General features: G+C 49.2%; 27 protein-coding genes. 2 read left to right on the forward strand and 25 right to left on the reverse strand.

Going from position 1 to position 16,988, the window contains the following annotated elements; genetic code table 11:
• Window positions 1-3 precede the first annotated feature (3 nt).
• Window positions 4-237: a hypothetical protein gene (locus QME66_04235; protein ID MDI6808178.1), complete on the forward strand. Its 234-nt coding sequence runs from the start codon at window positions 4-6 to the stop codon at window positions 235-237.
• A gap of 422 nt (window positions 238-659) precedes the next feature.
• Here the strand turns inward: QME66_04235 and QME66_04240 are convergent, their stop codons facing one another.
• On the reverse strand, window positions 660-1,010 hold the full coding sequence (locus QME66_04240) for a hypothetical protein (GenBank protein ID MDI6808179.1): 351 nt from the start codon (window positions 1,008-1,010) through the stop codon (window positions 660-662).
• A 340-nt stretch (window positions 1,011-1,350) separates the two neighbouring features.
• Between QME66_04240 and QME66_04245 the strand changes: the two genes are divergently transcribed.
• Entirely contained in the window at window positions 1,351-1,629 is a 279-nt protein-coding gene (locus QME66_04245) for a hypothetical protein (protein ID MDI6808180.1), read from the forward strand.
• Window positions 1,630-1,836: 207 nt separating this feature from the next.
• Here the strand turns inward: QME66_04245 and QME66_04250 are convergent, their stop codons facing one another.
• The 24 genes from QME66_04250 to QME66_04365 form a co-directional block, all read right to left on the reverse strand.
• Entirely contained in the window at window positions 1,837-2,316 is a 480-nt protein-coding gene (locus QME66_04250; protein MDI6808181.1) for an ATP-binding protein, read from the reverse strand.
• Between the two features lie 365 nt (window positions 2,317-2,681).
• The gene (locus QME66_04255; GenBank protein MDI6808182.1) at window positions 2,682-3,119 is read right to left on the reverse strand and encodes a transglycosylase family protein; all 438 of its coding nucleotides are present in this window, start codon (window positions 3,117-3,119) and stop codon (window positions 2,682-2,684) included.
• A gap of 229 nt (window positions 3,120-3,348) precedes the next feature.
• A complete protein-coding gene (locus QME66_04260; GenBank protein MDI6808183.1) occupies window positions 3,349-3,681 on the reverse strand; it encodes a hypothetical protein in 333 nt (110 codons plus the stop codon).
• 165 nt (window positions 3,682-3,846) lie between these two features.
• On the reverse strand, window positions 3,847-3,984 hold the full coding sequence (locus tag QME66_04265; protein MDI6808184.1) for a hypothetical protein: 138 nt from the start codon (window positions 3,982-3,984) through the stop codon (window positions 3,847-3,849).
• Window positions 3,981-4,268 carry a hypothetical protein gene (locus QME66_04270; protein ID MDI6808185.1) on the reverse strand — a complete coding sequence of 96 codons (288 nt, stop codon included), beginning with the start codon at window positions 4,266-4,268 and terminating at the stop codon, window positions 3,981-3,983. The genes QME66_04265 and QME66_04270 overlap by 4 nt, the downstream gene beginning before the upstream one ends.
• 3 nt (window positions 4,269-4,271) lie before the next feature.
• A complete protein-coding gene (locus tag QME66_04275) occupies window positions 4,272-4,427 on the reverse strand; it encodes a hypothetical protein (protein MDI6808186.1) in 156 nt (51 codons plus the stop codon).
• 458 nt (window positions 4,428-4,885) lie between these two features.
• A complete protein-coding gene (locus tag QME66_04280) occupies window positions 4,886-5,233 on the reverse strand; it encodes a hypothetical protein (protein MDI6808187.1) in 348 nt (115 codons plus the stop codon).
• Window positions 5,234-5,299: 66 nt separating this feature from the next.
• Entirely contained in the window at window positions 5,300-5,563 is a 264-nt protein-coding gene (locus tag QME66_04285) for a helix-turn-helix transcriptional regulator (protein MDI6808188.1), read from the reverse strand.
• A gap of 76 nt (window positions 5,564-5,639) precedes the next feature.
• Window positions 5,640-5,975 carry a hypothetical protein gene (locus QME66_04290; protein ID MDI6808189.1) on the reverse strand — a complete coding sequence of 112 codons (336 nt, stop codon included), beginning with the start codon at window positions 5,973-5,975 and terminating at the stop codon, window positions 5,640-5,642.
• A 136-nt stretch (window positions 5,976-6,111) separates the two neighbouring features.
• The gene (locus QME66_04295; protein ID MDI6808190.1) at window positions 6,112-6,711 is read right to left on the reverse strand and encodes a hypothetical protein; all 600 of its coding nucleotides are present in this window, start codon (window positions 6,709-6,711) and stop codon (window positions 6,112-6,114) included.
• Entirely contained in the window at window positions 6,708-7,325 is a 618-nt protein-coding gene (locus QME66_04300; protein ID MDI6808191.1) for a hypothetical protein, read from the reverse strand. Before QME66_04300 ends, QME66_04295 begins: the two co-directional genes overlap by 4 nt.
• Window positions 7,309-7,725 carry a hypothetical protein gene (locus QME66_04305; GenBank protein MDI6808192.1) on the reverse strand — a complete coding sequence of 139 codons (417 nt, stop codon included), beginning with the start codon at window positions 7,723-7,725 and terminating at the stop codon, window positions 7,309-7,311. The genes QME66_04300 and QME66_04305 overlap by 17 nt, the downstream gene beginning before the upstream one ends.
• Window positions 7,709-7,951, reverse strand: a complete 243-nt coding sequence (locus QME66_04310; protein MDI6808193.1) for a hypothetical protein — start codon at window positions 7,949-7,951, stop codon at window positions 7,709-7,711. Before QME66_04310 ends, QME66_04305 begins: the two co-directional genes overlap by 17 nt.
• Window positions 7,948-8,136: a hypothetical protein gene (locus tag QME66_04315; GenBank protein ID MDI6808194.1), complete on the reverse strand. Its 189-nt coding sequence runs from the start codon at window positions 8,134-8,136 to the stop codon at window positions 7,948-7,950. The genes QME66_04310 and QME66_04315 overlap by 4 nt, the downstream gene beginning before the upstream one ends.
• Window positions 8,137-8,285: 149 nt before the next feature.
• The gene (locus tag QME66_04320) at window positions 8,286-8,465 is read right to left on the reverse strand and encodes a hypothetical protein (GenBank protein MDI6808195.1); all 180 of its coding nucleotides are present in this window, start codon (window positions 8,463-8,465) and stop codon (window positions 8,286-8,288) included.
• A gap of 276 nt (window positions 8,466-8,741) precedes the next feature.
• On the reverse strand, window positions 8,742-9,251 hold the full coding sequence (locus QME66_04325; GenBank protein ID MDI6808196.1) for a hypothetical protein: 510 nt from the start codon (window positions 9,249-9,251) through the stop codon (window positions 8,742-8,744).
• 431 nt (window positions 9,252-9,682) lie between these two features.
• A complete protein-coding gene (locus QME66_04330) occupies window positions 9,683-9,871 on the reverse strand; it encodes a hypothetical protein (GenBank protein ID MDI6808197.1) in 189 nt (62 codons plus the stop codon).
• Window position 9,872: 1 nt separating this feature from the next.
• Window positions 9,873-10,475, reverse strand: a complete 603-nt coding sequence (locus tag QME66_04335) for a M23 family metallopeptidase (GenBank protein ID MDI6808198.1) — start codon at window positions 10,473-10,475, stop codon at window positions 9,873-9,875.
• Window positions 10,472-10,708: a hypothetical protein gene (locus QME66_04340; GenBank protein ID MDI6808199.1), complete on the reverse strand. Its 237-nt coding sequence runs from the start codon at window positions 10,706-10,708 to the stop codon at window positions 10,472-10,474. Before QME66_04340 ends, QME66_04335 begins: the two co-directional genes overlap by 4 nt.
• 342 nt (window positions 10,709-11,050) lie before the next feature.
• A complete protein-coding gene (locus tag QME66_04345; GenBank protein MDI6808200.1) occupies window positions 11,051-12,868 on the reverse strand; it encodes a hypothetical protein in 1,818 nt (605 codons plus the stop codon).
• Window positions 12,869-13,062: 194 nt separating this feature from the next.
• Complete coding sequence (locus QME66_04350; protein ID MDI6808201.1) at window positions 13,063-14,454, reverse strand: hypothetical protein; 1,392 nt, start codon at window positions 14,452-14,454, stop codon at window positions 13,063-13,065.
• Between the two features lie 91 nt (window positions 14,455-14,545).
• Window positions 14,546-15,229: a hypothetical protein gene (locus QME66_04355; GenBank protein MDI6808202.1), complete on the reverse strand. Its 684-nt coding sequence runs from the start codon at window positions 15,227-15,229 to the stop codon at window positions 14,546-14,548.
• A gap of 9 nt (window positions 15,230-15,238) precedes the next feature.
• Window positions 15,239-15,718: an AP2/ERF family transcription factor gene (locus QME66_04360; GenBank protein MDI6808203.1), complete on the reverse strand. Its 480-nt coding sequence runs from the start codon at window positions 15,716-15,718 to the stop codon at window positions 15,239-15,241.
• Window positions 15,719-15,765: 47 nt separating this feature from the next.
• Window positions 15,766-16,988, reverse strand: a 1,223-nt coding sequence (locus QME66_04365) for a hypothetical protein (GenBank protein ID MDI6808204.1), incomplete at its 5' end; no start/stop codon positions are given.

The raw sequence follows: 16,988 nt of genomic DNA on the forward strand, positions 1-16,988 counted from the left end.
TCTATGAAAAAAAAGAAACCAGCCCGCACCATGAGCCGACGGGTCCGCGTGGTCTTACGAGATGAAGTCGTGAGCGCGAGGGAATACGCAGCCATGCACGGAGTCCATAAAATCACGGTCAGAAAGTGGATCGAACGGGGCAAGCTCGAAGCGATCAAACGTGATTCGATGCTCCTACTGCAACGGAATACGCCGCCGCCGCGCAGTAGCAGCCCGATCAGCAGTCATCAGGCGTGACTGTTTGGTGAGGAGTTTTTCGACGTGCTCAGCCAAGTCACGCTTACCCGCTTTTCGTAGTTGCTCACCATTATAGTGGAGGTGTACCTTTTCAGGATACGCACTCACAAAGTCGTCATTGACTGTCAAGTGTCCGCGCCGATCCGCGACGTATGGCTGGATCAGGTCTTGGGCGTGTGTCCGGCGATCCTTGCGCCTGGCGTTGTCGAACGCCGGATACCGACCGATCGGGTGTGCGTCCAACCAGGCACGATCAGCTGCCAGACAGTCCGCGCCGCGCATCACGCCATATACTCGATCGAGCGTGGCCGGCTCCTTACGACAATTTGGACACACCACCACGCCGGCGACGATCAGGTCAGGGGATGGTGAACCCCAGGGGAACTTTTGAATTGGCATAGTATCGAAACCATGAATGTCGATCAGATATTCTCAAGGTACAGTTCAAGGGCTGCATAGTCTATTGGTGACTTGTCGATATACTGTGCTTGTAGTCGTAGCTTATCCAGACGTTCCTTTGGAACGACAGTCTGCAACCACTCGTGCGCTTCTATGGGATTCTTGTGCCACCAGAAAATATGGCAACCAGCACAGAGCAGCTTCACATTGTCCAACTCAAACTCCATACGTCGGTATTTGCCCTTTGGATAGATATGTGAGAGGTGAAGTATCTGTGTTTTGCCACATTTCTGGCATATCTCACCATCACGCCGAATCACTGCTTTTCGTAGCAGTGTGTAGAGTCTCGCCTTTTGTGTCTTTGTTGGCTTCATAGTGTCAACTTATGGTGTCAACTTACATAAAATGAAGGGGAGATGATGAGTCTCCCCCGAGATAGAGGGGTAGTCAGTGATCCAAGTCGGTCCCTTGGTAGGAATCGACGAGGATAGTTCCTCACCGGAGGAACCTTACTTTTTCTTCCGCTTGATGGGTGCTCGCTTGATCGGAGTCGGAGCGAGCCTTCGTACTCTCGCCTTACTATTCTTACGAGGCATATCACTCTCCTGCATCCTGTTGTCCTTTGAAATACAGATCGATACCGTTGATCCGCTTCTCTAGGATGGCTCTCAGGTACCCGACCACGACCTTCGCCGTCATCAGGAAGTGACAGGCATGAGCGCTGAACTGTTCAGCACGGAGCTGGCGGTCAATGTTCTCCTGGATATGATCGAGAAGCTCGATCCATCCGACGTACATCGACCGATCCCGCAGTTTGAGTTCAGCGATCTGAGGTTTCTGCTTGGGCGTTGGAGCTCGGAAGCTCATGCGTCCACGTTTGACTTCACACCCGATGACAGTCTCCTCGAACACGAGGCCACAAGCCAGACAAGCATCGTGATCGTAGATGATACCACCACTGACTACCGTATCGCCAGCGATGAGGTCGTGTGAACTGTTGCATTGAAGACAGACCTTTACGTTCCACATCGCTTCCGATGCTTTCTCCGCTTGTTATAGCGCATCAGGTGCCACCTCCTTCCGGCCGTTCGATGATTACCCTGCCATCTTTCTTGCAGAACCACGCGAAGTAGCGAAAGGTAGTGTTGACCCCGTCCACCAGCAGCTCGCTCCGTTGCATGACTCTGCCACACTGACAGTTCATACTCCGGTGAAGCCGTCTGGGGCGGATGGAGACGATGATCTTCCGTTCCTTTGCCAAGTGAGCACTCTCCTTACTCCATGGTGCTCGAATCGTACCTCGTCGCAGAGAAGCACCATCATCAGATGGCCCCTGCCCCGTTCAGCGAGCGATCCAAGAAGTTGTTGCATCCGCTCAGCGGCGTCAGGGATTTCGAGAATCCCGTCAGACCGCCAGGGCGGACCGGAGTCGTGGACGATGATCTGAACGAAGTCAGGTGTCACCGTCGCCTGTAGAAAGATCGAGCGTCGCAAGTCCATACCCAACTGAAACTCTCGAATGTTCGAAAGCGTCTCCTTCAGGACCAAGGCGATGCGTTCTGCAAGCTCATTCTCGATCTGGGCTTCCACGATGGAAAACCACTGATCAAACGACCGATAGTCATAGGCTGGCCTAGAGATGCTGAACTGCGTTGGACTCACTCCCTTCGATACCGCCAACGAATGTCGTCAAATTACTACCCCTGTTGTAAAGTAGTGCCTAGAGTACCTGTCGCTCTAAGCACGTGTCCCACCAGAGATGGGGAAAGCTCTGGGGGGACACCTACCGACGACGTTTGGATAGTTTTCTCAATGTTGTATATATTTGTCTGCACCAACTGTTTAGAAACTGTACAGTACTACCAAGGAGCATCGACAAGAATATCACTACTGGTAGGCCGCAAACCACGAATAAGATTCCCAGCCATATCTCTACCCACATCTGTCCTCCCAAAAAAATATAGCAACCCCAGAGCCATAAGGCCCAGCGGGATTGCTACTGCGATTCGTTCCATAGTGTTCCCCTACAGACACAGTATACCACGTCACTTGCACTCCCAAGCACCGTATCCGTGATTCTGTATGTACTTCATTCCAACGATGATCTGTGCAGATGGGTCCCCACGGAACGAGTCGGGGTCAATCCCGACCTCTCTGGCGGCGACTGCCCACGTACTCGAAAGGAACTGAAAGATTCCTCGGGCCGAACTGTGTTTGTTCTGTGCTCGATAGTTATAGCCGCTCTCGCAGGCAGCAATACGAAGCATTCGTGCTTCTTCGAGACCAAGTGTACGGGCTGCAAGAGAGAGGGTAACCTTGATTTCTTCTCGACTCGGGTCATCTGACAAACTGAAGAGAAGCTCAGAGTCTGGTTGAGGTTCAGTGACGGTGTGTATCGGAGGATCGTCAGAACCTGGTTGTGCGCCACCCTCTCCTCCCGCTGGACTGGGTGCGAAGAGAGTTACCGCGAGGGCTGCTACCATAGCGATGCGCCCTACCTGACGTAGCGTCATGTACTTTGATTATACTACAAATCTCCATTTCCATAGCTCAAAGTAAGTGGCGACCAGTTCCCGTGAGTCGATCCAAATGAATGGGTTCTGCCCCCACACCTATAATCCAATCATAGTTGTGTTTTACGCCTCGCTCACGGCCGTAAAGGGTGGGTCTTCAGTCGAGTCACACACCTACTGTGAACTGAGGATTGTAAACCTATTGTAAACTATCCTTCTCAATTCTCTCCCGCTCAGCAGCAATCTTTCTCTTAGCCCAATGCAATTCCTTGATTCTTGCTCCAATAGTCTTGCCATTTTCATGCTGGTTACCAGATGCCATAACTAACTTATGCTCCTTTTCTGAAATCAAACCTTCTAATCGGTCTAGCAGCTCTACCTGAGCGACTTTGACCTTGGATTCAATAAACTTCCGAATTGCTCGAAGCACCTCAGGGTTATGATCCACATTCACCGTGATGAAGTCCCAGTCTTCCTCGATCTCTTGATCTTCAAGTCGCAACGTCTCTGTCTGTGGGTTAGGTTTACTCATCCTGCTCCTTCCCCACCTTGATGGAACTAAGCAACAAACTATCAGGAGTCTTCTGAACATTCGATTGGAACGGTGACTCAATGTAGATGTCTAGACTTTCATTGTTTGGGACGTTGAGTACCTTACGAATAAGTTGATCCAACTCATACTTGGTGAACGAAACCTTCATTTGTCCTCACTTTCCTTGTTCGCTAACTGTCTAGCTAGTGCTTCAAAGCCATTCTCTTTGAGCCACTGGAGTTTCTTCTGCTCCTCACTTTGCTTGATGCCAAGGATACCCATGAGGTCGTCTACACTAGTCATACTTGTCCTTTCTCCAGCTCGGCCTCGATCAATACCCGCCAGTCATTACTGTAGGCTAGTTCGTCGGCGAATTGTTTGCGGGATCGCTCCTCTGCCTCTTTGATCCGCTCCTCTTCTCCGTGAAGCATGTAGGTGTTGGCTGCTCTCGCGTACCCTCGCTGCTCGGCGGCTTGGATCAGCTCTACAACGTCATCAACCCGTGTTCTCCAAGCTCTGCACCCACAACACTGAGCTGTTATTCTCAACACTTTACTGACTTGTTCCCGCAGCTCTTCATCGGTCATAGCTCATCCTTTGAGTGCAATCATAACTTCAAGAACTGTCCCGATTTTTCTTACCTCTTCGAGCGACAAGTCAGTTGGATAGTCCAAGACTATTGCCCTCCCATTTGCAAGTGGGATTCTCTGTCTCTCCGTGATCGGTTCTTCATAGACATCAGTCATTTGGCCTCCAAGAGGTCTGGGTTCTCGTAGATGTTCCCGATGACTTCTACTCCCATATCAACTAAATCATTAAAACAGCCACATCGGCATTCTTGATCCAAGAGACAATACCGTGCCAGCTCCTGACCCCAGATGACTTCGCTACTGTACTCTTGGTTATCCTGCCCAGCATTGTGGTTGTCTGCTCGAACTATGTCCCCTTCATAAATCTCTTTCCCGTGACGATCAACTAAACCTGTAAACTGCATTAGTTCCAATAGTTCGGGATGTCGTCCTGGAACCTCGACCTGACTCGGATAAAGCATTTCCTTTCGATCAAAAGACCAGACTCTAAACCTCAATGGTCGCATAGTGTTTCTCAATATTCTCGTAGAATAGACTTGGCAAACGTTATCTTGTCTTCTACTCGCTGAGCCGCTGGCTGAATTGTTGTCCAAAGTTCAAGGTTCTCTAACCGATTATCCTGACGATCCCCGTTCTTGGCGAGAATCTGGAAACTTTTTCGTCCAAGCAGGACGAGAGCCACAATCGCATTCGCACTCCTCCTCTTTCTGAGATGTTTCGTCGGGAACACGCTCTACTGGTTGCGTTGTTGAGGCGGTAGTAATCTGGCAGCCCACACAAGGCACTTGGCGGCCAGTTCCAATCTCGGTGTGAAAATGAACTGATCTTGTTTGTTTATTTGTAATCTGTCCGAAAAATCCTGACAGATCATTCATCGCATCGACCAACGTATTGATCTTCTGCACGATAGTCTTCTGAGAGTGACCGCACTCATCGCCTTGCAGTCTCTTGATTACTTTCATTCTTCCTCCAATATCTGGTACAACGTATTTCTTTCATCATTCCTCCTATGAAACGATTCCATGCGTTCATACCTTCAATCTCAAATCCAGTGTCCCATGAAGTGACTTCGCTAGTTCCTCAAGTATCCCTATCGAGGGATTTCGTTTTCCCCGTTCAAGATCAGATAGATAGCTTCGGCTAATCCTAGAAAGTAGCGCGAGTTCTGCCTGACTCAGACCACGAGCTTCCCGCGATGCCCTCAATTCTTGTGCAATATGTAGTGTCATCGTTCCTTCTTTAGTCGTCGTCGTACTTCTCTCTCTATCCTTCGTTCCTTGTTTTTCTTCCACCGTTCCTCCTCAAAGTACCGCTGCATCGCTGGGGAACGACTACCCTTGCCTTTGCCTGGTATCGCTGATTGCCACTTCATCGCAACCCTTTCTCTCGCGCTTTTTTACGCCACTCATTCTTCCAGCGCTTGAATGTGACATTGTCTGGCCACCCAGGACGCTTGTTTTGCCTTTCCTCTAATTGCGGTACATCGGTAGCTTTTTCAGCACTCACGAGCTTATGATCTAACGTGTGTCCATCCCGACCTCTGCGATCCAAAATTTCGTACTTTGTTCCTTCAAGTTGCTTACGAATCGCTGAGAGACGGGCTCGGAAATCGGTTCCAGCAATTGCTCTCATTTCAAGGTGAGTGTGCCAATTCCCGTCTTTGAGAAGGCCGAAGAGCTTCTGAGCGTTGGTTTTCTCTGCCATCGCTGCCATCCTTTCTTGAAATTTCTCCGCATTCGTACTTCATCCTTTCTCAAAGAAAGCCAGTTACCTACGAAAATAATTAACAATAGACAGAGCGAAACTATTAGTATCGTAAATATGGGTTCCATATCTCCTCCTAACCGAATGGGACATCATCAACGTTTATTTCGTCACTTTGTTCACTCTGCTCTTCATTCTGCTGCGCTTTCTTAGCAAATGGGTCTCCTCCATCATAGAGCGCCTCAAGATTGATTGTGGTGGATTCCAGAGCCTTCTGAACCTCTTCTGACAGCTCTTCCTTTGGGTCAGGGGTCACATTGTACTTTGTTTCCTTCCTCTCACCCTCACGGGTTACTACGAGATCGTAGCCTAATGGTGATCCCCACTTTGGGTTCCTCGCCAGAGAGGTAATCGTGTCAATGATCGTTCGTTGGGTAATCTCAAGAATCTGTACCTGCCGGTCATTGTAGTTCCAGACGATCATCGCCCAAAAATGTTTTGGCGGCTGATCCCCAATCTCAGATATGCTAATGTCTTCACCAGGACGGACTCGTACTGGTTTCCGCGTCTCTGTCCCATCCTGCCCAACGATCGTCTTCCAGTACTCCATCCCCATGATTGGCTTAGAGAGGAACCGGAAGGTATTTACTCCCTGTACGAATTTCATATAATTGCCGCCACCTTTTGGTGGTGTGTAGTTTCCAGGTAGAAAGTCACCAACTCGTTCAAGTGTCATTGTTGCTCCTTTTGCTTCCTTCTAGCTCCATATTTGTCATAGTATCCCTGCTTAGAGAAGAATTCATGGATTTCATAGGCTAGTCCTTCAGCCCACTCAACTGCCTTACCCATTCGATCCGGTGTCATGTGACAGAATGATACGTCAATTTCTATTCCATCGGTTTCTCCTTTCGTTGTATCCATTCTCCAAACCTCAGCTCTCCTGATAGGTACCCCAGCCATTTTAAGGAGGTATCCATACAGACCAATCTGATGCGTATCAATGTAGGTCGAAGCCGTTGTCTTTCCAGTCTTCCATTCAAACAGGATATCTTCATCATGGCAGTCGATCACTCCGGCCAAGGAAAGCCAGGGAAAGCGTGAGGCTTCGTAGCGTTTTTCGACCACTGGATGAGTCAAGACACGTCCAGCGAGTAAATCGCACGTTTTGGTCTTAAGCAACTGGGTAGCCCAGTGAGCATGATAGTTCTTCCCATTCTCCATTGCCTCTGAAGATGGACGATCAAAGCGAAAGTACATTTTGACTGCATCATCGCTTTTGCCAAGCTCCCAGGCCCGGAGTAGTGAGTAGCTGGCAGTCAACGTATGCGATAGGTCAGTTAGAGCCGGCATCGATCCTCCGAATCACTATCTGCTGTTCACGTTGGAGCGGAACAATACCCTTCGGGATTTTCCCGGCTGCTTCCACTGCCTGACTCATCACGTCGTACCGAACTGAGCGGCGAACATAACCCTGGTCAACCAATGGCTCTGGGTCTCCCTTGAAGGCATACTTCGATCCATAGTACCGTAGCGAAACTTTCACTCTATCTCCTGAGACTGCTGTCAGGTTCGGATGTATCTCGTGCATCTTTTCTGCAAGAACTGTTTTTACTTGTTCAAGAGCTGCATCAACCTGCTCTTTCATCGTCAGAATCGTTACCAAAATATCCTCAGCCTTCTGGTTAGAGAGAAACTGATTCGATCCCTCAATGAGGGCTGGTAGTTTTTCGGTATCAAGACTGAGCTTCATGGTCCTCCTTTCTCTTATCATCACCCATCGCCTTGAGCTGATGTCGTTTCACGATGAACTCTTTAATATCAGAGCTATCAAACTCTGCCCGGATACGCTGAAAATCAGTGGGCTGAATCGAGAAGGTATAGTGATAGAAACGATCGTTGATTACTCTCACGCTCACTGGTTCATATCCTTGCATGGCTAGAAAGGTAGCTAGATCAAGTTTGGGAGTTTCGATCATTGTATGCTGCTTTCTGACTCTTCACACCGAAGACATATCCCCTCGAAGAAATTGTGGTGACAGTACACTACTCTCATTCCTTCATCGATCATCTTTTCCTCTGCATCAACCCAGCTAATCTGGCCCGTCATATATCGTGTAGTAATTTCTTTGAGTATTTCATCGCTTCTGGTGAGCGTTTTCATCATTGACTCCTAATAGAATAAGCTCATTAACCAGTTGATAACCCCGATAGTCCAGGAACCTACAACCGGGAAGAGAACGATCAGGAGGATGAGACAGCAACAAGCATTACCAGACCCATCTGTCTTATTCTCATTTGTATCATTCTCACTCATTGGGGAACTCTTTCTGCCAATTCATCACGATAGACATCAACTGCAAGATCTATAGCATCCCCTTCAGCAGACTCAAATGCTTCATCAATCTCTTCCTGGGTGGCTAATCGACCGTGTTCCTCCCAGAACCTGTCGCTGAAGGCTTCTACCCAATTTTCGGTGTCTACTCTGCTCATTAATCCTTCTTTCGACCCATGTTTGACGGAGAAACTCTCCTCGAATCCATCTTCTGACGAGCAGCAAGCTGTACAACTCCTCTAATGTCATCATGTAACCCCCCTATAAAATTGATAATTCGATAGAGAAAATATAAGAAAACTATGTCAAAGAAGAGTAGTATCCCGATCATTATCCAAATAAAATCCACGATACCTCCATTCTTTATTTGTATTCAGTGCCGGTCTGCCCATTCATCCTGCTCTCGTTCTATCATTAATTGACTCCTATAGTAGTCACTTTTTAAAAATTCTTTGTATCCATGTCTCAAAGCTAATGCCCTCTAACTTTCCGCTAAAACACCATTCTCTATAAAGAGGGTTGGTCCCGTTTTCTAAAAAATCCTCTTTTCTTTTCTTCTTTACTTCTTTACTTCTTATAAGAGTTTGCGTGGAAGTTTGCGTCTGCGTTGCGTCAGGATTGCGTGAACCGTTGCGTTGGTCGTTGCTTGAAGCTTGGTATTCTGGCCATTTACAGATACGAATTGTGGTATATCCACGTTGCACCAACCGTTGCACCACCCGTTGCGTCTCGAGCCTTTTTACTGCTCTATATGCTGTAGTTGGCGTTGCGTAACCGAGAGAATTTGCGAGCTGGAACGTCCCACCAGACCATTCTCCTGTGGAAAAATCAACGAGTAAAAGTAGCTTTACAAATACATCGAAGGCCGTTCGATCGTGCATGAGGAAGTTATTGTCTAATATCTTGCGGTGTAGCTTAACCCAACCAGACATAATACCCTTCATACAAAAGCACCGGAGCAAGCATGTCATTCAGGGAAGAATGGACGGCTCCGGTGCAGGTACCTAGTTGTACGAAAATGACACGCACGTCCGACTTCCCTGATATATTCAATATACAAATCCCCCGACAAGTTGTCAAGGGGCATACAAAAGACCGAACCGCTTTACACAGTCCGGTCTCAGTTCTCAGTACTGATGTGGCGGTCGTCACGGCTTTTAGTGTGGAAGCAACCGAGTTGTCCCGCCTATCGCATCCCAGGCACCACACATCGTGATGCGAAACTCATTCCCCATGCATAGGGCATCAGTAGAAAGAGTATATCAAATATAAACCACAAAGGCGCCTGTAGGCGCCCTGTGGATGTATTCACCCTGGGAGCTACCCAGGAAAAGGAATGGGTGTCTCGAAAGGAGGATCAAACGAGACAAATTCACTATAGCGTAACTGGTGCTTTCGTCAAGAATCGCATGACGACATCCAGTAGTGATTTTAAGATCATCAATCCACCCAATTCTGGATTATCTGCCGGTAGAGCAACCAGCACACCGGCAACCGCTTGGAGTACTGCTACCCAAAAAGTCTTACTGGTCCAGAATACTTTGACTACTTTTGATTGTGCCATCTTAGTCTCCTCTCAACCACTTATCCACATAGCTATTGAACGCATAGATCTCGCCATCGAACCTACGGCGAGCAGCATCCCGACAGTCATTCTTCAGGCTCTCTTCGTTAGGAGTCTTTCCAGGATGGCCATGCTTCCATAGGTTCCCGGCTAATTCATAGTACGTCTGCGCGTATTGGTCTTCTGTCACTTTACCTCCTTCTATTATCAACGATAGTGGATCAATGAAATTTGCGAAATTGATGGTAGTGCCATTTCTACGAACATCCCAATGACAATGAGGTTTCGATGATTTTCCGGTATTTCCAGATTTACCAAGGGTTTCACCTTCACTGACTTTCCCACTATTCCCTGGATATTCTAAATGCATGAGACGATGGGTATATGTTCCGATCAGTTCAACGACATTGCCACCATCAGTATTCCATAAGGCACGAGCAACACCGCTCTCAGGTGCCTTTATTGTGGTACCTATCGGGCAGATGATGTCAATGCCCAGGTGTGGCTTCCCGGATAAGCCATTTTTTCTAAAGAAAGAATTGTTTGGATAAGGCTCACCGAATTTGAACCCAATAGGCTCCATTTTGTCGATCGGGAATTTCATAGCTTTTTGAAGGCGAATTGAATAATAAGCTGCATCACAAAGAATGCTACACCTAATCCACCAAGCCAGCGAGCCCGATCAATGTCTTGCTTATGGAGATGTGCGCTGAGCATTTCTAGGCCCTCTCTAAGATGGACGAGATGATTCGTCTTAATATCCTCTATGTCTTCCTTGATGTCATCAATACTGACTTCAAGGCGTGTGATTCGCTCTTTGTCTGATCCATTAGCCATAGAACCTCTAAAGAAAACGAGCTAGTGTGGAGAGTAAGCCCTTCACCAGTTGGGGGTTCGTTCCCTGAATTGGTGGTTGAGCAGCAGGAGGCAATCCCTCAGTCTGTGAACCTGAAGCCTGCGCCAGTTGTCGTCCGAAGCTCGTCACAGTGGTCGGAGAGGGGCTAAGACTCGGCGGCGCAACCTGCTGCGTCGGTGCTCCTGTCGGATTTGAACCCTGCACGGCCGAGACCTGAGCCCCCACCGGCAGGGTTGTCTGGGGTGTCAAGCCACCCGTCGCACTGGCTCGACGTTCCAATGCCTCTCGAATCAATGGGCTGATTTGTTGTACATCTGCCATGATTACTCCTCGTATGCGGTACCGATGAGTGGTTCAGGTACTTCTGTTTTTCCTCCCAGTTTTGATGACTCAATGATATTGTCAACTTCTTGATCGAAAATACTATTAATGGTAGCGAGTTTCACTTCAATCTCTCCCATTGTACTCCCAAAACCAGGGAGCAGTGCTTCGGCAGTCTTGATGTCAAACTTGGCGAGCTGCCCTGCCTCACCCATTGCCTTAATCAGTGTGATGGCGAGAGGAGTTCTCATCTCGTTATAGGCTTGAACAACCTTATTTTCACCGACCGCTCCTTGGATATTCAAACCGACACCTTTTATTCTCTGTCCGATGCCAGATTGAGCAGGATTCATTGAACTGACCAAGTTGGCAGCAGACTTCAATACTGATCGAGCAGTCTGAATCTTGGCAATATCTCTCTGTTGGTTGACAGAGAGATCAATCCCACCGGCTTTCTTTTTGTTGGCAGTCTCGTAGATCGTCTTGAGTTCATTGATGTGCTTCCCACCCGTTTCTTTTAGATCAAGAAGCATGGCAGCCGTAATTTCCTCTTGAGAGATGAGTGGCTCTTCTGTCTTCGTGCCAGCCAGACCACCCTCAAGTCCACTCCCAAAGATTTGTGATTCGAGGCCACTGACCGGCTGTGACAAACTAGGCTGTTGTCCTAGTTGTTTCATGGAAGAGAAGACCTTCGTTAGGTTTGTATCAAACTCCTTGTCACCAGTGGCACCGATGATCGGTGCGGTGGTTGTTGCAAGAGAAGAGCCGGACGGGAAGAAGAGCGCTGCTCCACCACGAACGCCTAGTTGTTCGACTAATCGGTTGAGTCCCTCCCGAGCCAGGGGTATATCCTCAAGCGTGATTTTCTCAAGTGTGCCACGGATCAGCTCACCGATTTGCTGGACTCCTCGCTTGATGGGGAGGTTAGTCCCAAGAAGGGGGATCGTTCCTGTTGCCGATGTCTCAAGTCCCTCAGCGGCATCAAATAGCAGTGACTGGAGCTTTGTTCTCTGGGCCACTTGCGGGTTAGCCTTGCCAACTGCCTCGGCGATCGTATCCCGAATAATCACCAGCGCATTCTTCTTATCTGGGATTGCTCCGCCTTTCTCAAGTGAGGTGTAAATCTTCGACATCTGTTCGCCAACCTCTTGACCGATCGGGAAAAGTGTAGCGCTGGAGATTCTGCCATTCTTGGCTGCTCTCTGAATTTTCTCTCCAACTTTATAGATCACTTCATCAACCCCCTCAGCATTGCCGGTGATATGGAGACTCTGCCCAATCCGATCAATAAAGTTGCTGATAACCCCACCTTCGCCATAGATGGGGATGTCTCGTGGGTTCCCGGCTAGTTCCTCTTTGATTTGAACACCAAGTGCTTTCATAATTCTAGCGTTCTGATCCTGACGCTGGGCTGCCGCGCCACCGACCTTGATCCCTGCCAGCCTGCCTGCTTCATCAATCCCATCAACGATCTGCTTACGATTCCAGGAGGCAAAGACGCTGGTCGGAGCCACCTTCGGATTGACCACGCCTGCCTTCATTGATTGGCTGAAACTTTGGATAAATGGCTGAGTGATCCCTGCCTTAGCTGCTGTAGCGGCCTTGAGACCACGGAAGGCACCTCCAAGCAGAGGCCCAGCCGCTCCAAAGGCAGCCTCTCCGACAACTCTCCCTGGCTCACGCTTCCTTTCGCGTTTCTGGAGAAATGCCTCAGTCGCAGCCCCACCAAGCGCTGAACCAGCAGCAGCGCCGGCAACTGTTCCTACTCCTGGGACAACTGAACCGGCTAACCCTCCAAGAGCGCCCGTCAGAGTCCCCACCGCTGCCGGAGCAATTTCACGAGCGAAGCTCCGTGGCTGCTCACGTGGTTGTTCCGGTGCTGGCTGTTCTGGAGCTAGACCCCCTTCCTGAGTGAGTGTCTGCTGTGAGGCACGCTGAATCCGAGCATCGTCCCAGCCTTGACGACGAGCCTCTTCCATCCTGCGTTTGAGTTCAGACTGCGTAATCGACATAGCTATCTCACTATTCCGAGAATCCTCGTTGCACTATCGAGCAATGATCCACCTTGCGAACTAGGAAGAAAACCAGCAAAGGCATTCCGCATGATCTCCTGTCGTCCCTTAGCCTGCGTGCTCGCTGGTCTTGAGCCAGCCACTTGTAGCTGAGCCCCTTGCGCCGGTGTTCCAGCTCCTTGGATAGTGTCCGTACTACTCTGGAGAGTTTGGAACATTGATCTCTGTCCGAGAGGAATACCCTGTAGGTTGCTGACTGAACCAAAACCAGACGGAAGAGCTTCGCCACCTACCACTGGCAAGCCTGGTTCTTCTCGACCGCCATCTTTGCCCAGGAGCTTGTTCAGCACGGAATCAAGTGCTGTGCCTCCAGTGCCACTGCCTGATCCTGGTACCTTACCTTTTGGCTCATAGCGAAGAATGTTGCCCTGCTTATCCGTAATGGCGACCCGATTCCCAAGATCAATCTTTTCGTAGCCAAGGAGTGCCTGCTTCTCTTGATGAGCGAACTGCTGTTCCAAGAGCTGCTTCTGCTGGGCAAACTCTCGCTCAGCTGCGGCTAGTTGATTGGCTTGTTGCCATTCAAGTTGAGAGAGCTGACGATCGCTCTGCATCTTGTCGAGCAAGAGGGTCAGTTGTGTTTGCTTGTCTTGGGTAAAGCCAGTCATCTCACGGCTAAAGCGGTCAGACATCCGATCAATCCTGAGGAGGACTGGTTGGAGTTCACGCTGCTGTTCAGCCGTCAGAAGCTGAAGTTGTTGAACAACATTTGATTCACCCTTTGAGATCGCTTCAAGGATTGGTTCGGCGGCCATACCAAGACGGCCCAGCGTCTTCTGGAGCGGTTCTTCCTCAGCCGCGATCTGCCTGCGCCGTTGGGCCTCATTCGTCAACGTTCCCTGCGTTCGTGTCGTGACATCTTCATCGAGACGATCCAGCAGGTTCTTAATACTGCGTGACTCACCCTTGAAAATGTTGAGCTGTTCTTCTAACTGTGGAATACGCTGCTCGCCACGGAGACGCTGCATCGCTGTTGGGAGTTTTTCTTGAGCACCAGAAAGCCGCTCGAACTCTCTAAACAATCCTTCCTCCTCAGCTCGTTGCCGACCCTGAAGTGCCTCTCGCTCTTGAGTTTGGCGGCGAGCGAAGGCTTCTTGTTGGGTAGCCTGTTCTCGTGATTGGAAACCGAGGGGATCAACGAGTCTCTCTCGAATACGCCCTACATCACCTTCTCCGGCAGCTAACGCCTCTGCTTCACCACCACGAGCTTCTCGTCCAAGAAGACTTTGAATAGATTGGCGAACATTCTGCGTATGCGCCTTCGACCAATCTTCAAAGGATTGGCTAGTCGCTCCTCGTGCGACTTCTTTCGCATATTGGTCGGTGAGTGCCATAGTCTGTACCAAACGTCAGTTGAAACTTATGAGCCCAAGACAAAATGTCTTGGGCTTCTGGGAGCCTCTTTAAGCAAATACTATCACACACTTAGTCAATGGTGTATTCAATCTGGAAAACGCCAGTCGGGACAACAACGCCACCAGCCGTCTTTGTAATCTCAAAAGATACCATTTCTCCGGCTGCGACAGCAGTAACCGAAAGCGTCCCGAGTGTTACTCCATCAAAAGCCGTCCAGTTACCGCTGCCTGTGATCTGAGTCGTCCGGGAAGCAATGGTTGTCTGAGTACCACCAGTTGTACTGCGTCGATAACACAGCAACGTCGCGTAGTTTGTGTTATCCGCAATCAAAGCTGCGCCTGGCAGGAAGAAAGTGCCAGTGATAGTGACTGCATCAACCGCCTGGAAGACTGGAATCTCGGCTGTCGCAGTACCAGCAGCAGCGTCAGCTGAGGCTTTTACATAGACTGACAGTCGTCGTTTATGTGCCGTTGGGATTTGGCTTGAAGCGATACTCCCAGAAAGATCAGAAAAGGCATGGGCACTAGCAATAGCTCCCAGAGAGCCATGTTGAGCAGCAGATAACCCACCAGTATGAGCAGCGCCAGAAAGAGTATGTGCTACAACGGCTCCTGTTGCTAGCAGGCGATCAGTCACCTGCTGCGGGATAACATCTATCTCGCTCACTCGTTGACGATTATCCGCTAAGAAGGTGGGGTCGATGGGATCAACCTCTGGGAAGTACTCATTCTTGATCTTTGGATCACGAGGCATTTAGTATCCTTACTCTGGTGGCATGTTTAGTCGAGCAAACTTACCGTGCAACTTTCGTGCTGCCTTATCATACGCTCTTGCAGCTTCAATCTCATTATCAAAGCGACCAACAAGTATGTTTTTGTAATGATAACCAATCATTGCACGCCACGTACCCTGGGTGAATGAAACACCCCGATATTTTGAAGTAGTAGGAGCACCTCTGAACGTACGCTTTTTCTGATTAAACATATTGTTTGCATGAGTAACCCTACGAAGATTTGAACGACGGTTATCTAATTCGTTTCCATTTATATGGTCAATCTCAAATCCCTTTCGAGGCTTTAGAATGACCTGGTGCATTGAAAGGGATTTGCGTTTCTTGTAACCTACTTGGATATTCCGTACTGCATAACCGTGATGGTTATACCATTTGAACGGTGCCAGTCTTTTGTAATCCTCATCGTTAACAATAGTAAATGTCTGTTGGGTAAGCATGATTTTCTTCATACAGCTACCCTAGCAGTTTATAGCCAAAATGGCTAGACTGCCCCTTCTCAGTACTCGCCTTCGCTGCCTACATTGTCTTCATAAAGAAGAGATAGCGAGGTAAGTGTCGGAGAAGTAGCACCAGTCGTTGCCAGAATCGCTTCATACTGAAGTTCATTGAAGCGTCGATCAGCGTTCGGAATTGGCAATCGAGTCGTAATCGAACCAACTGTTGCGTTGGCAGTCCCAGTTGTATAGGCCGCTGCTCGATCTATCTTGTATCCAAGCTGGACGCTTTCACCGCTCACAAGTGCCTTGTGGGTTGCCTTCAGAACAAGGGCTGTCTTGTCCATCTCTGCTCGTTGGTCATCGAAGATGAGTCCCTCAATGGTTCCATTCGCATAGGGGGAAGCGGTCTGGATCACCCGATCAACCCCGTAGGTGGTGTTGTCTCGCCAGCCGATGTAGAGCTCATCACCAATCCCTTCAAGGGCACCAATACGCAGGGTAGTCCCAGTCGTTGTTCCTGTTGAAATCGTGTACGGGTAGTTCAATGCTTCTGCGTACTTTGAGGAGACAGAACCCCACTGGTAGACACCACCCTTCACAGAGGAGCTATCGAGGTTGCCAGAAACACCAATGTGGACTAAGCCTTTCCAGTTGGTAATCGCTCCTGGGAAGATGTCGAGGTACCGGGCAAACTCGAGCTTTGGGATCTTGTGAACCTTACGGAATGGCTGGAAGCCAAGGTAGAGTTCGCCAGAAGAACCAATAGAGGAGAAGAGGCGATTCTGGGTATTCACCATGGCATTGACTGATCCGTACGGGACTTCGACAAAAAAGTTGAACGTCGTCGCTGAGCCATCCCAGAAGAAGATCAGTCCCTGCTCAGAGTCAGTCACTGAGTTGCCACGCCAGGCACCAATCGCTAGGAACTCATCAATGACTTCAAGGGTTCGGATATTGAAGCCTATTGGGAGCACAACCTTATTCTGCGTCCAGGTAGTTCCATCGTACCAGCCGAGATCATTCCCCTGACCAACGGCAATTCCTTCCTTGAAGGCTTTGATGGGCGCAAATCCAGACGCAGAGGTGTCATTCAAGCCAGTCTGGAAACTATCATCAAAAGTAGGGGAACCAGAGAGCAGGCCATATCGTCCCAGTGTAGTATTCCGAGTGTAGTAGAGGTAATCATTATGCACCTCCATCCCTTGACCCACTGAGCTGGTAACGGTGCGCTCAACCGTCCAAGTCCCCGATCCTCCTGTCGTCGCCTTGTAAATCCTCCCCC

This window comes from Candidatus Eisenbacteria bacterium, from assembly GCA_030017955.1.
Classification (GTDB): Bacteria; Eisenbacteria; RBG-16-71-46; order JASEGR01; family JASEGR01; genus JASEGR01.

Excerpts from the sequence above, each read along its gene's own strand:
- QME66_04280 (MDI6808187.1), bottom strand. The coding sequence starts at position 5,233 with ATGAAAGTAATCAAGAGACTGCAAGGCGATGAGTGCGGTCACTCTCAG.
- QME66_04335 (MDI6808198.1), bottom strand. The coding sequence starts at position 10,475 with ATGAAATTCCCGATCGACAAAATGGAGCCTATTGGGTTCAAATTCGGT.
- QME66_04325 (MDI6808196.1), bottom strand. The coding sequence starts at position 9,251 with ATGAAGGGTATTATGTCTGGTTGGGTTAAGCTACACCGCAAGATATTA.
- QME66_04255 (MDI6808182.1), bottom strand. The coding sequence starts at position 3,119 with ATGGTAGCAGCCCTCGCGGTAACTCTCTTCGCACCCAGTCCAGCGGGA.
- QME66_04315 (MDI6808194.1), bottom strand. The coding sequence starts at position 8,136 with ATGAAAACGCTCACCAGAAGCGATGAAATACTCAAAGAAATTACTACA.
- QME66_04330 (MDI6808197.1), bottom strand. The coding sequence starts at position 9,871 with ATGGCACAATCAAAAGTAGTCAAAGTATTCTGGACCAGTAAGACTTTT.
- QME66_04350 (MDI6808201.1), bottom strand. The coding sequence starts at position 14,454 with ATGGCACTCACCGACCAATATGCGAAAGAAGTCGCACGAGGAGCGACT.
- QME66_04310 (MDI6808193.1), bottom strand. The coding sequence starts at position 7,951 with ATGATCGAAACTCCCAAACTTGATCTAGCTACCTTTCTAGCCATGCAA.
- QME66_04360 (MDI6808203.1), bottom strand. The coding sequence starts at position 15,718 with ATGAAGAAAATCATGCTTACCCAACAGACATTTACTATTGTTAACGAT.
- QME66_04245 (MDI6808180.1), top strand. The coding sequence starts at position 1,351 with ATGAGCGCTGAACTGTTCAGCACGGAGCTGGCGGTCAATGTTCTCCTG.
- QME66_04260 (MDI6808183.1), bottom strand. The coding sequence starts at position 3,681 with ATGAGTAAACCTAACCCACAGACAGAGACGTTGCGACTTGAAGATCAA.
- QME66_04300 (MDI6808191.1), bottom strand. The coding sequence starts at position 7,325 with ATGCCGGCTCTAACTGACCTATCGCATACGTTGACTGCCAGCTACTCA.
- QME66_04235 (MDI6808178.1), top strand. The coding sequence starts at position 4 with ATGAAAAAAAAGAAACCAGCCCGCACCATGAGCCGACGGGTCCGCGTG.
- QME66_04290 (MDI6808189.1), bottom strand. The coding sequence starts at position 5,975 with ATGGCAGAGAAAACCAACGCTCAGAAGCTCTTCGGCCTTCTCAAAGAC.
- QME66_04265 (MDI6808184.1), bottom strand. The coding sequence starts at position 3,984 with ATGACTAGTGTAGACGACCTCATGGGTATCCTTGGCATCAAGCAAAGT.
- QME66_04340 (MDI6808199.1), bottom strand. The coding sequence starts at position 10,708 with ATGGCTAATGGATCAGACAAAGAGCGAATCACACGCCTTGAAGTCAGT.
- QME66_04275 (MDI6808186.1), bottom strand. The coding sequence starts at position 4,427 with ATGACTGATGTCTATGAAGAACCGATCACGGAGAGACAGAGAATCCCA.
- QME66_04320 (MDI6808195.1), bottom strand. The coding sequence starts at position 8,465 with ATGAGCAGAGTAGACACCGAAAATTGGGTAGAAGCCTTCAGCGACAGG.
- QME66_04240 (MDI6808179.1), bottom strand. The coding sequence starts at position 1,010 with ATGAAGCCAACAAAGACACAAAAGGCGAGACTCTACACACTGCTACGA.
- QME66_04270 (MDI6808185.1), bottom strand. The coding sequence starts at position 4,268 with ATGACCGATGAAGAGCTGCGGGAACAAGTCAGTAAAGTGTTGAGAATA.
- QME66_04355 (MDI6808202.1), bottom strand. The coding sequence starts at position 15,229 with ATGCCTCGTGATCCAAAGATCAAGAATGAGTACTTCCCAGAGGTTGAT.
- QME66_04305 (MDI6808192.1), bottom strand. The coding sequence starts at position 7,725 with ATGAAGCTCAGTCTTGATACCGAAAAACTACCAGCCCTCATTGAGGGA.
- QME66_04295 (MDI6808190.1), bottom strand. The coding sequence starts at position 6,711 with ATGACACTTGAACGAGTTGGTGACTTTCTACCTGGAAACTACACACCA.